Origin of the sequence: Nocardia camponoti, assembly GCF_014646135.1 — a bacterium.
GTDB lineage: Bacteria > Actinomycetota > Actinomycetes > Mycobacteriales > Mycobacteriaceae > Nocardia > Nocardia camponoti.
The window spans coordinates 36,617-50,459 of record NZ_BMMW01000003.1; the positions used below are offsets into that span (position 1 = coordinate 36,617).

The 13,843-nt window shown below is 64.6% G+C and carries 10 protein-coding genes; 3 read left to right on the forward strand and 7 right to left on the reverse strand.

Annotated elements, in window-relative coordinates; translation table 11 throughout:
- Positions 1–97: 97 nt before the first annotated feature.
- Both icmF and IEX78_RS15050 read left to right on the forward strand, forming a co-directional pair.
- A complete protein-coding gene (gene icmF, locus IEX78_RS15045) occupies positions 98–3,277 on the forward strand; it encodes a fused isobutyryl-CoA mutase/GTPase IcmF (protein WP_188829652.1) in 3,180 nt (1,059 codons plus the stop codon).
- 9 nt (positions 3,278–3,286) lie between these two features.
- The gene (locus IEX78_RS15050) at positions 3,287–3,697 is read left to right on the forward strand and encodes a DUF3224 domain-containing protein (RefSeq protein WP_188829653.1); all 411 of its coding nucleotides are present in this window, start codon (positions 3,287–3,289) and stop codon (positions 3,695–3,697) included.
- On the opposite strand, the gene IEX78_RS15055 is transcribed toward IEX78_RS15050, so the two are convergent.
- Both IEX78_RS15055 and IEX78_RS15060 read right to left on the reverse strand, forming a co-directional pair.
- Positions 3,694–4,443, reverse strand: a complete 750-nt coding sequence (locus IEX78_RS15055; RefSeq protein ID WP_188829654.1) for an SWIM zinc finger family protein — start codon at positions 4,441–4,443, stop codon at positions 3,694–3,696. The genes IEX78_RS15050 and IEX78_RS15055 overlap by 4 nt on opposite strands.
- Positions 4,443–7,250, reverse strand: coding sequence for a DEAD/DEAH box helicase (locus tag IEX78_RS15060; RefSeq protein ID WP_444543789.1), 2,808 nt, complete (start codon positions 7,248–7,250; stop codon positions 4,443–4,445). Before IEX78_RS15060 ends, IEX78_RS15055 begins: the two co-directional genes overlap by 1 nt.
- 107 nt (positions 7,251–7,357) lie before the next feature.
- Here IEX78_RS15060 and IEX78_RS15065 point away from each other — a divergent pair, with 107 nt between their 5' ends.
- Positions 7,358–8,050, forward strand: coding sequence for an HNH endonuclease family protein (locus IEX78_RS15065; protein ID WP_188829656.1), 693 nt, complete (start codon positions 7,358–7,360; stop codon positions 8,048–8,050).
- An 11-nt stretch (positions 8,051–8,061) separates the two neighbouring features.
- Here the strand turns inward: IEX78_RS15065 and IEX78_RS15070 are convergent, their stop codons facing one another.
- The 5 genes from IEX78_RS15070 to pdhA form a co-directional block, all read right to left on the reverse strand.
- The gene (locus tag IEX78_RS15070) at positions 8,062–8,880 is read right to left on the reverse strand and encodes a sulfurtransferase (protein ID WP_188829657.1); all 819 of its coding nucleotides are present in this window, start codon (positions 8,878–8,880) and stop codon (positions 8,062–8,064) included.
- Positions 8,881–8,918: 38 nt separating this feature from the next.
- A complete protein-coding gene (locus IEX78_RS15075; RefSeq protein ID WP_188829658.1) occupies positions 8,919–10,151 on the reverse strand; it encodes a benzoate/H(+) symporter BenE family transporter in 1,233 nt (410 codons plus the stop codon).
- Positions 10,152–10,244: 93 nt separating this feature from the next.
- The gene (locus IEX78_RS15080) at positions 10,245–11,681 is read right to left on the reverse strand and encodes a dihydrolipoamide acetyltransferase family protein (RefSeq protein ID WP_188830209.1); all 1,437 of its coding nucleotides are present in this window, start codon (positions 11,679–11,681) and stop codon (positions 10,245–10,247) included.
- Positions 11,682–11,727: 46 nt separating this feature from the next.
- On the reverse strand, positions 11,728–12,702 hold the full coding sequence (locus IEX78_RS15085; RefSeq protein ID WP_188829659.1) for an alpha-ketoacid dehydrogenase subunit beta: 975 nt from the start codon (positions 12,700–12,702) through the stop codon (positions 11,728–11,730).
- Positions 12,699–13,781, reverse strand: a complete 1,083-nt coding sequence (gene pdhA / locus IEX78_RS15090) for a pyruvate dehydrogenase (acetyl-transferring) E1 component subunit alpha (RefSeq protein WP_188829660.1) — start codon at positions 13,779–13,781, stop codon at positions 12,699–12,701. The genes IEX78_RS15085 and pdhA overlap by 4 nt, the downstream gene beginning before the upstream one ends.
- Positions 13,782–13,843: the final 62 nt, after the last annotated feature.

The window sequence follows — 13,843 nt, forward strand, 5'->3', positions numbered from 1 at the left end:
CGGTTGCCCTCGGCGATTCGTGACCGCGCCGCCCACTCGCGACGTAGAATTAGTTTGATGTCCAAGTATTGGACATGCGACTAAGTGGAGGCCCGCGTTGCCTGAGCTGCACGTTCCCGTTCACCCCGTCCGGTTCGTCACCTCGGCGGCGCTTTTCGACGGCCACGACGCCGCGATCAACATCATGCGGCGCATTCTCCAAGCTCAGGGCGCGGAAGTGATCCATCTCGGGCACAACAGGTCGGTGCGCGACATCGTCGACGCGGTGGTTGAGGAAGACGTCAACGGCGTCGCTGTCAGCTCGTATCAGGGCGGCCATGTTGAGTTCTTCGAATATCTCGCGGCGTCACTGCGCGAAGCAGGGGCCGCGCATGTGCGGATTTTCGGTGGTGGCGGCGGGGTGATTGTGCCCGACGAAATCGCCCGGCTCGCTCAGTCCGGCGTGCGGATTTTCGCGCCGGAGGACGGGCAGCGTCTTGGGCTGCCGGGAATGGTCAACGAGCTGATCGCTACGTGCGATGTTGATTTGTCGGCCACGTCAGCCGAGGTCAGCACGCTTTTCGCCGGTGAGCGCACGGCGCTCGCGCGCACGATCACGTGTCTTCAGCAAGGCACGTTGTCGGCCAATGAGCGCGCTGACATTAGCGCGGCCGCAGCAGCGCGCACGGTGCCCGTCCTCGGCATCACCGGCACCGGCGGCAGCGGAAAGTCTTCGCTCACTGATGAATTGGTGCGCCGGCTGCGCGTCGACCAGCAGGACAAGCTGCGCATCGCGGTGTTGGCCGTCGACCCGACGCGCCGTCGCGCGGGTGGTGCGTTACTCGGCGACCGCATTCGGATGAACTCCCTCGACGGCGAGCACGTGTACTTCCGTTCGCTCGCGACGCGCGGTAATCACGAACTGCCTGACAACATCGACCTGATCATCGACGCGTGTAAGGCGGCGGGCGCTGATCTGGTGATTCTCGAAACGCCCGGCATCGGTCAGGGTGATGCGGGGATCGTCGACCACGTTGACGTCGCGCTGTATGTGATGACGCCGGAGTTTGGCGCGCCGTCGCAGTTGGAGAAGATCGACATGCTCGATTACGCGGACGTTGTCGCGGTAAATAAGTACGAACGACGCGGTGCGGCCGACGCGGTGCGTGACGTCGCGCGACAGTTGGTGCGCAATCGCGAGGCGTTCGGCTCGTCACCTTCGAATATGCCCGTATTCGGTACTAGCGCAGCCACTTTCGATGACGACGGCGTCACCGCGCTGTACCAGCACCTCAGCGGGTTGCTCGCGGAGAAGGGTCTAGAAGTTGCGCAGGGCTCGCTGCCGACCGTCGATACAAAGGTGTCGACGCGCTTCGCGACGCTGATTCCGCCGACCCGTGTGCGCTACCTCGCCGAAATTGCCGAGACGGTGCGCGATTACCACGCCGCGACTGGTCAGCTCGTTGCCGCCGCTCAGCGCGCACAGCGACTCGCTTTAGTGCATGAGGAATTGCCGGACGACCCCGCGGTCAGCGAACTGTTTGACCAGGCCCAGGCCGCGCTCCCGACTGATGTCGTCGCGCAACTGCGCGAGTGGCCTGCCGTTGCGGCCAGTTACCGCGAGCGGGCGGGCGTCACGACAACACGAGAAAGCTTGTCGGGCAATATAATTCCGCGCGTCGCGCTCCCCCGCTACACCGACGACGGGGAACTGGTTCGGTTCCTACGCACCGAGAACCTGCCCGGTCGCTTCCCGTTCACCGCTGGCGTTTTCCCGTTCAAACGCGAAAACGAGGACCCTGCAAGGATGTTCGCTGGCGAAGGCGACCCCGCGCGGACAAACCGCCGGTTCAAGGTGCTGTCCGCGCATGCGCCCGCGATTCGACTGTCCACCGCGTTCGATTCGGTGACGCTCTACGGCAACGACCCAGCCGAGCGCCCCGACATTTACGGCAAGGTCGGGACCAGCGGCGTTTCCGTCGCGACGCTCGACGACATGCGCGAATTGTTCGACGGCTTCGACCTTCTCGCGCCCACCACCTCGGTTTCGATGACGATCAACGGGCCAGCGCCAACAGTGCTCGCGTTCTTCCTCAACGCGGTGATCGACCAGGCGGTCGCGAAATTCACCGCCGCCGAGGGCCGCGCGCCTTCCCGCGAGGAAGCTCAGCAGTTACGCGCGGACGCGCTCGCCACCGTGCGCGGCACCGTCCAGGCCGACATTCTCAAAGAGGACCAGGGCCAAAACACCTGTCTGTTCTCGACGGAATTCAGCTTGCGCATGATGGCTGACGTGCAGGAATGGTTTATCCGCAACGGGGTGCGGAATTTCTATTCGGTGTCGATTTCGGGCTATCACATCGCCGAAGCGGGTGCGAATCCGATTAGTCAGCTCGCGTTCACACTCGCCAACGGATTCACGTACGTGGAAACATATTTGGCGCGCGGACTCAATATTGACGACTTCGCACCGAATCTCTCGTTCTTCTTCTCGAACGGCATGGACCCGGAATACACCGTGCTCGGTCGCGTTGCCCGTCGCATTTGGGCCATCACGATGCGTGACCGGTACGGCGCGAACGAGCGGTCGCAGAAGTTGAAGTACCACGTGCAAACCTCCGGCCGATCGTTGCACGCGCAGGAAATGCAGTTCAACGACATTCGCACCACCTTGCAGGCGCTCATCGCGGTTTACGACAACTGCAACAGCCTGCACACCAATGCTTTTGACGAGGCGGTCACTACCCCGACCGAAGAATCCGTGCGGCGAGCGTTGGCGATTCAGCTCATTATCGCGAAGGAATGGGGACTCGCGATGAACGAGAATCCGCTCCAAGGCAGCTTTATCATCGACGAACTCACCGACCTCGTCGAAGCGGCCGTGCTCGCCGAATTCGATCGGATCAGCGAGCGCGGCGGCGTGCTTGGCGCGATGGAAACCGGGTACCAGCGTGGTCGCATTCAGGACGAGTCAATGCTCTATGAGCAGCGCAAACACGACGGCACGCTGCCGATTGTCGGCGTCAACACCTTCCTCAGCGACACCGAAAACGCGACCGGACCCATCAAACTCGCCCGCGCGACCGAAGCCGAGAAACGCTCGCAACTCGACCGCGTTACCTCATTCAAACAGGCCAACCGCAGCGAAGCCGAAGTCGCGCTCGCCGCGCTCGCCGACGCCGCGCATGCGGGCGAAAACCTGTTCGACGTGCTCTTCGACGCCGCGCGCGTGTGCACGCTTGGGCAGGTCACCGACGCGTTTTTCACCGTCGGTGGACAGTACCGTCGCACGGTTTAGCATCGTCGTATGAAGGCAATCGGAACCTTTGCGCTCACCGCGTTCGACCCGACTCCCGTTCAACCAGAACCGCCGATCGTCACCGCGCTGCCCGTTGGCGTGTCGCATATGACCAAGGAATACTCCGGTGAAATCGGCGGAGTTTCGGCCACGCTCTTCACCGCAGCGTTCGACATGGATTCCGGCGCGGGCACTTACGTGGCGATGGAATCCTTCGACGGCACGCTCAATGGCGTTGCTGGTACGTTCAATTTCGTCCATTCCGCAACCACCGGCGGCACTGACCGCACGCATGAGTTCTTCCTCATCGTGCCGCAGAGTGGGACAGGCGGATTGACGGGCATCACCGGCACCGGCGCGCTTTACGTGGATGACAAAGGCGGCCACCACATTTGGTTCGACTACGAACTGCCTGCTTAGCGGTCGAATTCGCGGTAAAGGTCGCGCAGTTCCCTAAGGCCGGTTGCCGCCATCGGTTCATCTTCGGACGACATTCTTAGCGCCTGTCGAAGGACAAGCGGATCGAGATCGTCGAGGACTGAGGTGAATTCGATGCGCGGCAGGTCGGGTAGTACTAGCTCGTCGCCGTAAGGGTCGCTGAATTCGTTGTCGCCCGTTGACTTTTCGACGCCACCAATCAGGGTGTCGAGGTCGAGCCCGCGCAAGGTGAGCAGGACACTCGGTTCCTCGTCGATGCGTTCGGCGACCAAATAGCAGACCGCAGCCACATGCTTGCACGGCCAACCACTATCGGGGCAGCTGCACGAGAAATCGAGTTCGGCCGCCGTCGTTGGGAGCAAGTGCGGGGCGAGCGCTTTCGGCAACGCACCAGACGCTATTTCGGCGAGCATTCCGGGCGCGCCTTTAATTTCCTCGAGCAGCAGCTCAACTTCTTCGCTCTGAAGTGGCCGCACGCTCAGTTCCGAGCGGAACGGATTCGGCTGACTTCCCTGTACTTCAGCGGGAACGAGACCGCGCTCGATCCGGTAATTCACCACCTGACCTGCGCGAGCGTAGGTACGGCCGCGCGTGAGCCGACCCGCGTCGCCCACCTTTTCCACCGCGTCAAGGAATGCTTTGCCCCACCAGGTTCGACCGAATCCGCCATGCGTTTTCGCACCGCCGACCACCGGTTTCCGTTTCCCGAATTCGCGATAATCAACCATTAGTCGCCCACCGCTTCCGCGCCGAGGGTAAACAGATCACGCAATTCGTCGGTACTCAATTCGGTAATCCAATTCTCGCCCGCGCTTACCGCGAGGTCGGCGAGTTGTTTCTTGCCGGTGATCATGTCGTCGATGCGCTCCTCAATGGTGTCGACGCACACGAGTTTGCGAACTTGCACCGCGCGGTGTTGGCCGATGCGGTAGGCACGGTCGGTCGCCTGATTCTCCACGGCGGGGTTCCACCAACGGTCAAGGTGCACAACGTGATTCGCTGCCGTGAGGTTGAGGCCCGTCCCACCCGCTTTGAGCGAGAGCAGCATGAGGGGCGGGCCGTCTTCGCGCTGAAAACCGGTGACCATGTCGTCGCGGCCGCGTTTGCTCACGCCACCATGCAGGAACGGGACGGGTGTGCCAAACCGTTCGGTGAGATACGGCAGCAGCAGGTCACCAAACTCGCGGAATTGGGTGAAGAGCAGGGCTTTTTCGCCGTCGGCAAGCACAGATTCGAGGATGTCATCGACGAGCGCGAGCTTTCCCGAGCGGTGACTGCCGCGTCGGAGGACGGGCGAGCCGTCGGACAGGTAGTGCGCGGGATGATTGCAGACCTGCTTGAGTCGGGTGAGCGTGCTGAGCACAATGCCCTTGCGCGCCATGCCTTTTGCGCTCTTGAGCTTGGTGAGCATGTCGTCGACAACGGCCTGGTACAGCGCGGCCTGTTCGACGGTGAGGTTGGCGCGGACCGTCATTTCCAGCTTTTCCGGCAGGTCGGTGATGACGGTCGGGTCGGTTTTCAGTCTGCGCAGGACGAACGGGTCGGTGATGAGGCGCAGGCGGTCGATGGCGAGTTGGTCGCGTTCGCGTTCGATCGGCACCGCGAAGCGCGCGCGGAACGACTGCGGGCTGCCAAGCAGTTTGGGCATCGCGAAGTCGAACAGGGCGCGCAATTCTTCAAGTCGGTTTTCGACCGGGGTGCCGGTGAGGGCAAGGCGGTGGCGTGCTTTGAGGGTTCGCGCGGCTCTCGCCTGCCTGGTCGCGGCGTTTTTGATGTGTTGGGCCTCGTCGAGAACGATGCGTTCCCATTGTTGTTCGCCGAGGAGGGCGGCGTCGCGGGCCAGGAGCGCGTAGGTGGTGACGACGATGTCGGCGTCGGCGACGCCTTTCGCGAAGTCGTCGCCTTTGCGGCGGTCGGCGCCGTGGTGGACGAGGACTTCCAGGTCGGGGGCGAAGCGCTGCGCTTCGCGTTGCCAGTTGCCGACCACCGACATCGGGCACACCAAAAGCGTTGGGCCAGGCTGTTTTTCGACTGTTTCACGCTCGTGAAGCAACAGCGCGAGGACCTGAACAGTTTTGCCGAGGCCCATGTCGTCGGCGAGAACTGCGCCGCAGTCGAGGCGGTTCATTGTCGCGAGCCAGCTCAGACCGCGTTGCTGGTAGGGGCGAAGTTCAGCTTTGAGTCCCTGCGGGGTTTCGACCAGTTCGGGTTCGGCTTGGCGTTCGAAAAGGTCGGCGACCCAGCCTTCGGCGGTGACCTCGGTGACCGGAACGTCGTCGACGCGTTCGGCGGCGAGTTGGCCGATCATGTCGGCGAGGGTGATGGGCGTGTCGTCGGTGTATTGCGCGACGTAGCGCGCGGCCGCGGCGAGGACGCGGTGGTCGGCTTGGACCCAATCACCGCGCAACTGAACAAGATTCGATTTGCTCTGGATCAGCCGTTCCATCTCGGCTTTGGTGAGCACCATGTCGCCGAGGGCGAGTTCCCAGCGATACGACAGCAGGCCGCTGAGCCCGACCGTTGATTCGGCGGCGGCCGGGCTGGTCACACGGAGGCGCATGCTCGGCTCGGCGACGTTCCACGCGCGCGGAAGCAGCAGGCGGATGCCGCTTTCTTTGAGCGCGTGCGCGCCGTGCGCGACTAGGTCGACGACCACTTCGGTCGGCAGGAGGAGGTCGAGGCCGCGCGGGTCGCTTGGGAGGTCGCGGAGGCGCGGATAGGCTTTGCGCGCGGCGGCCAGCTTTTCAGCTGCGGTGCGGACGAGGACTGCATCATCTTCCAGCGCAACAGGTTTGGGTGCGTCATCGACTGGGCGCAGGCAGACTTGGAGCCGCCACAGCGCGGTTGCTTCATCGGTGGTGCCGAAGGTGCCGTCGGGTTCGCACAGTCGCAGCACGAGTTCAGGTTCGTCGGCGGTGTAGCCGGCTCGCCAATGCGCGAGGGTTTCGGCGAGGCGATACGAACCGGATTCAAGCGGGATGTCGCCGACGAGCGCGTCGAGCAGCGGGTGCGTCATGCGCCGGTCGGCGATGTGTTCGCGGGCGATGGGGTCGGTGAGCTCGGTGATGAGGTCATCGAGCACTTCGAGCGGCGGACCTGCCGCTTTAAGCGCGGCGGGCATGGCTGTTGCTAGCTCGGCGAGCCACGCGCGTTGCCGTTGTCCGCCGATGAGCCGCCAGCGGGCCCACCACTGGCCGTCGGCGCGTTCGAGCTGCGGCACGACGCGCCCAGCCTCAACCCACCGTTCGATGCCGCGCACGACATGGGCGAGGAACCGCAGGTCGCCGGAAATGGCGTCGCCGCGAGGGAGGCGGGTGCGCAGAATCGCGGCGGCGGTCGGCGGGGCGAGCGCGTGCGCGGGCACCTGTTTGACGCCGCGCGTTGCGGGGTCGTAGACGTGGGCTTTGTGGCGAAATTTCGCGCGATGAAGCAGGTCAGTGAGGACAGGCCCGATCTTCGCTTGGTCGACGGCTTCGTCGGGGCTGTCGAAGTACAGCAGCAAGCCCGAACCTGGGGACCAGAGAGCGTGCAGCATGGTGTTCATCCAAGCAGGTGGTCCCGACAAGTTTCGCCCGGCGCAGTTTGACCGGGCTATCTGCCTTAATTTCCGAACCTGTCGGTGGGTGGGGGTAGAACTCTCGCATGAGCCCGTTGCGTTCGCTCGGTGTCGCCGTCGTGGCATTGCTCACGGTGGTGCTTGCCGCGTGCGCGCCGTTGCGAGGGGACGCGCCTGCGCCGGGGAGTCCCGCGCGGACCAGTGTTGAAGAGTTGCTTGCGCGGGTGCGGATGGTTGATGCGCGTGGGAAGCCCGGTGGGTACGAGCGTGGGTGTAAGCCTGGGCAGGGGTGCGTTTTTGGGGCGGCGTGGTCGGACGATACGGATGCGCCCGACGGCCACGATGGGTGTGGAACTCGCGACAATGTGTTGGCGCAACAGTTGCGTGACGTGGTGAAACGCGGCAACTGCGTCGTTGTCGGCGGGGTATTGGCCGACGCGTACACCGGCACCGAGATCACGTTCACCAAGGCCGATGCGGGGGCGGTCCAGATCGACCACGTGTTCCCGCTGGCCGCCGCATGGGATCTTGGCGCGAACGCGTGGTCGCTCGCCCGTCGCGCTCGCTTCGCCAACGACACCGTCGTCAACCTGCTCGCGGTCTCCGGCAGGGCGAATCAGGATAAGGGCGACAAAACGCCGGGCAGTTGGCTGCCGCCCGCCGGGTCGAGTCACTGTTTTTACGCGGCGAAGTATTTGACGGTCGCGGTGAGTTACGACCTGCCGATTACGGCTGCTGACCGGGCGCGATTGGCTGAGGTGGCGAAGGGGTGCCCGTAGTCGGCGCCTGCTCACGCCCCCTTTTCGACCGGTCGGTCCGAGTCGTTCGACCACTGCGACCACGAACCCGGGTACAAGGCCGCGTCTAGGCCCGCGATGGCCAGGGCGGCGACCTGGTGAGCTGCCGTGACACCCGATCCGCAGTACACCGCGAACGGGCCCTCACCCAGCGCGGCGAAACGTTCGGCGAGGTCCTCGGCGGGGAGGAAGCGGCCGTTTTCGTCCAGGTTTCCGGTCGTTGGGGCGCTCAATGCGCCGGGGATGTGGCCTGCCTGCGGGTCGATGGGTTCCACCTCGCCTCGGTAGCGCTCGGCGGCGCGCGCGTCGAGCAGTTGACCCGGCCAGGTCGCGGCACCATCGATGTCGATGGTGGAGAGCGCGCCGGGGTGCACGACCAGGTCGCCGGGGTCGGGCGCTGGTTCTTCGCCGGTCGCGATAGCGCCGCCCGCCGCGATCCAGGCGGGCAGACCGCCGTCGAGAATGCGCACGTTCTCCACGCCCGCCCAACGCAACAGCCACCAGGCGCGGGCGGCGGCGAGGCCCCCGGTTGCGTCGTAGACGACGACAGGCTCGGTGGCGGTCAAACCCCAACTGCGAGCGCATTTTTGGAAGTGCGTTGTATCCGGGAGCGGGTGGCGACCTTGCGCGGGCGAAGGGGGCGCGGCCAGTTCGGTTTCGAGGTCGACGAACACAGCACCGGGCAGGTGACCGTCGAGGTAGTGCTGCGGACCGTTCGGGTCACCCAGTGCCCACCGCACGTCAAGCAGGTGAATTCGGGTGTCCACCAACTCTTCCCGAAGTTCTTCGGGAGAGACCAGCACCGCACTCATCGCACTCCTTCACTTCGCCCCTCTGCCCGAAACGATACTCACGTTGTTGCGGGCAGCACGCGGCGCAGGACGATGCCGGTTAACAGTGCCCAGAAGGCCGCGCCAACACCGAGGAAAGGGGTGGCGGATGCGGCGACGAGGAAGGTTGCCAAGCTCGCGATGCGGTGCGTTGGGTCGGCCAGTGATCCGGCCAAGGAAGCGGCCAGTGTCGCCAAAAGCGCAAGGCCCGCAACAGTTTCCACCGTCCCCTGTGGTGCTGCCGCGATGAACGTGACCACCGCCGCCGACGCTAAGCCGAGGAACAGGTAGCTCGCTCCCGCTGTTGTTGCGGCGATCCAACGGCGGTTGCGGTCCGGGCTCGCGCTCGTGCCTGCCGACAGTGCCGCGCTGATCGCGGCAAGGTTGATCGCGTGGCCGCCCGCTGGTGCGCCGACCACGGTGCCGATGCCGGTCAGCAGCAGCGACGGTCGCCACGGCACCTCGTAATCAAACGAACGCATCACCGCGACGCCCGGAATGTTCTGCGACGCCATCGTCACCACATACAGCGGCACCGCGAGGCCGATTACCGCCTGCCACGACCAGTGCGGAACGGTCAGTTCCAGCGTCGGGACCATCGCGGCTAGGTCAAGTGGTCGATGCGCGACCGCGATGTCGATTCCAGTGCCGACGGCGGCGACCACAAACGCAACGAGCACCGCCCACTTCGGCGCGAACCGTTGGAGCACGACCCACGTGAGGATCGTCGGGACAACGATCGCGGGCGCGGTTGCGAGTGCCTTCACCGGGGCAAGGCAGATCGGAACGAGCACGCCAGCGAGCATCGCTTGGGCAAGCGGCACCGGAATCGACGCGACCAACGCGCCAAGTCGCTGCCACAACCCCGTCGCCACAATCAGGACGCCGGTGACGATGAACGCGCCGATCGCGCCGGGCCAGCCACCAACGACCGCGCCGGTCCCGGCGAGCAGCGCTGCACCGGGCGTTGACCAGGCCAGCGTGAGCGGAATCCGATACCGCAGGCTGAGGATCAGCATCCCGACGCCCTGGGTAAAACACAGCGCGAGCAGGCCGGATGCGGCTTGCGCGGGAGTCGCCCCAACTGCCCGCAGCCCGGTGAGCACGACCGCGAACGAACTGGTGAACCCGACAAGCGCGGTAATAAGCCCGGCCCCGATGGGTTGACCCACCCCAGCCGCCGCGGCCGTCCCACCAGCCGCTGCGTCACTGCGCGGTCCAGCTGGTTGGTCAGTCGCGTGAACGTCGGTCATCGCCCGATGATGATGGTTACCGGCCCCGTTGTCTGGGACCAGTCCCCCGAAACTGGCCTGACTTCGACGCCAACCGTCGGACGGGTCGCGCTCCTACCTACTCAATAACGTCAGCGGGTCTGACAAATACTCGCCCACTCTCGCCAAAAATCGGGCGCCCAGTTCGCCGTCGATCATTCGGTGGTCGAAGCTCAGGCCCAACGTCGTGACCCAGCGAATCGCCAGTTCGTCGCGGTGTACCCACGGGCGGCGGCGGATTGCGCCCAGCGACAGGATCGCCGCTTCGCCCGGGTTCACTAGGGGCGCACCGGAATCCACACCGAAGACACCAACGTTGGTGATGGTGAACGTGCCGCCGCGTAGGTCGGCTGGGGTCGCGTCGCCGGAGCGAGCGGTCTCGGCCGACCACGCGATCTCGCGGCACAGTTCGCTCAGCCCAAGCGTGTGCGCCTCCTTCACCGTCGGCACGAGCAAACCTCGGTCGGTGGCGACAGCGATGCCCAGGTTCACGAAATGCTTGATCGCGATCTGTTGGTTTTCCTCATCCCAACTGGCGTTGATCGCGGGGAAGTCCGCGATGGCCGCAAGCACTGCCTTCGCTACAACGGACAACGGCGTAAGTGCCAGTTCCGCAAAGGATTTGGTGGTACGAAGGTGGTCGAGCAATTCCATCGACGCCGTGCAGTCGATCGTCACAAACGTGCTCGCCTGGGGAATCGTGCGGGCACTCGCAACCATCGCAGCGGCCGTGCGCTTGCGAATCCCACTGACCGCGACGCGTTCTTCGCGCGCGGTCGGTTCAATCAGTCCCCCACTCCCCCGGTCGGTGCCGCTGTGGTCGCTGTTTTGCTGGGCCGCAGTATGTCCGTCTAACCCTGACCCAATTCCGGGACCCGTTCCCGCCGCTGAGCCACCCCGCTCGGGACTCGAACCTCGCCCGAATTCAGGTGTGGCCCTAACGAACTCGCTGTCGACACCAAAACCCCCGTTAGACCCACCCTGCCGACCAGGCACCGTAACGGGAACGGAAGCCCGCACATCCTCAACCGTCACCGCCCCGTCCGGCCCCGACCCCGCGATAAACCACAGGTCGACACCCAACTCCTTCGCCAACTTTCGCGCCCCCGGCGTAGCGCTCGCCCGATGCGATGACGACGCACCCTCACGAGAAACCGCAGGCCGCCGCCGCGACGTGGCCTCAGCTGACGGCCCGTACCCAACAAGCACGTCGTCGCGCCGCACTTCATCAACCGTGGGCTGTGGTGTAACCGCCAGATCATTGCGCACCCGGATCAGCGGCGCGCCAACGGGAACGGTGTCGCCAGGCTGCGCGAGCAACTCGACAACCACCCCGGAGAACGGCGACGGAAGCGCCACAACAGCTTTCGCGGTCTCTACCTCAGCGATGGTCTGGTTGAGCTCGACCGTGTCGCCCACCGCGACCGCCCACGAAACCAGCTCGCCGTCAGCGAGTCCTTCCCCTAGGTCTGGTAGCCGGAATTCGAGCACGTCAGAATCCTCAGCGGGCATACGGATACCTCTCACGTCGGCAAGCTGGTTTCGTGGGCGGTCACGCTTATGCGGCCAAACAGCGATCGACCGCGGCGAGAATGCGGTCGGGGTCGGGCAAGTGATGCTTTTCGAGCTTAGCGGGGGGATAAGGGATGTCGTATCCGCCAACGCGCAGCACGGGCGCTTCCAACTGATAGAAACACCGTTCGGTGATCCGCGCGGCGATTTCCGCACCGAGCCCGCCAAATACTGGCGCTTCATGAACAATCACCAGTTTGCCTGTCTTATTGACCGACGCGGCGACAGTGTCGACGTCGAGCGGTGACAAACTGCGCAGGTCGATGACCTCAAGCGAATGTCCTTCGTCCGCAGCGATTTTCGCCGCGTTCACCGCCGTTGCCACTGTGCCGCCGTAGGCGACAACCGTCGCATCGACACCCTCCATGAGCACCCGCGCCCGGTCGAGCGGCAAATCCGGCCCGGCATCGAAATCGACATCCTCCTTGTCCCAGTACCTGCGTTTGGGCTCAAAGAAGATCACCGGATCATCGAGCGCGATGGCCTGACGGAGCATCTGATACGCATCGGTTGGCGTGCTCGGCGCAACAACCCGCAGCCCAGCCGTATGCGCGAAATACGCCTCGGGCGATTCGGAGTGATGCTCAACCGCCCCAATGCCGCCGCCGAACGGAATGCGAATGGTCAACGGCGCCTTGACCTTTCCCCCAGTGCGATAGTGAATCTTGGCGACCTGCGACACGATCTGATCAAACGCCGGGTACACGAACCCGTCGAACTGGATTTCACACACCGGCCGATACCCGCGCAATGCCATCCCGAACGCGGTGCCGATAATCCCCGATTCGGCAAGCGGGGTGTCGATCACCCGACGGTCACCAAAGTCCTTTTGCAAGGTGTCGGTGACCCGAAAGACGCCGCCCAGCTTGCCAATATCCTCGCCGAGCAGCACGACCTTGGCGTCGCTATCCATGCTCGCGCGCAACCCAGCGTTGAGCGCGGCGGCGAAAGTGGTGATCATGGCGTGCCTCCTTCGGCGAGATAGTCGGCGAACTGCGCGCGTTCGGCCGCGACGAGCGAATGATCGGTGGCGTAGACGTGGTCGAACATGCTCATCGGTTCGGGATCGGGCGCATTGATCGTGGCGCTGCGCACCCGACGCGCGACATCGTCGGCAACGGCGGCCACTTCCTCGGCGAACCCTTCGTCGTAAAGTCCTTCGCGCTCAAGCAAAGCGCGAACCCGGTCGATGGGATCGCGACGCCCCCACAGCTCCATTTCAGCGGCGACGCGATAGCGAGTGGGATCGTCGGCGGTGGTGTGCGGGCCCATGCGATAGGTGATGGCCTCGATAAACGTTGGGCCGCCGCCGGTACGCGCACGCTCAAGCGCCTGCCGCGTGACCGCCATGACCGCGAGCACGTCATTGCCATCAACCTGCACGCCAGGCATCCCGTACCCGTCGGCCCGTTGCACAAGCGGCCCGCGACTCTGCACGCTCACCGGTTCGCTAATGGCCCACTGATTGTTTTGGCAGAAGAAGACAACGGGCGCGGTCCACGCCGACGCGAAGCCGAGTGCTTCGGCGATATCACCCTGGCTTGTTGCCCCGTCACCGAAATACGCGATGGTCGCGATCTCCGCGCCGTCGAGCTGAGCGGCGTAGGCATAGCCGGTGGCATGGAGGGCTTGCGAACCCACGACGATGTTGGCGTTCGTCATGTTGACCTCGTCGGGGTCCCAGCAGTGATGCGCCACGCCACGCCACAGCGCGGTGAGCTGCTCGGGCGGAACGCCACGACAGTAGGCGACCGCTGTTTCGCGGTAACTGCCGAACACATAGTCGTCCGGCTTGAGCGCGTGCGCCGACCCAACCTGGGCGGCCTCTTGCCCTAGCAGCGGCGGCCACAACCCGAGCTGACCTTGCCGCTGCAACGCGGTGGCTTCGACGTCGATGCGACGAGTGACAACAAGATCGGTATAGAGCGCGCGCAGTTCACGCGGGCCGACATCAGCGACCAACGCCGCGTGCACGGGGTCGAACACCCGTCGACCATCGGGTTGCACCAACTGCACCGGGTAGGGCTGCTTGATCCGCATCTCGCCTCCTTTCCGCACCTTGTTGGCGGGTTCGGCAACGCCGTCGCAGCTGCCCGTTTCGG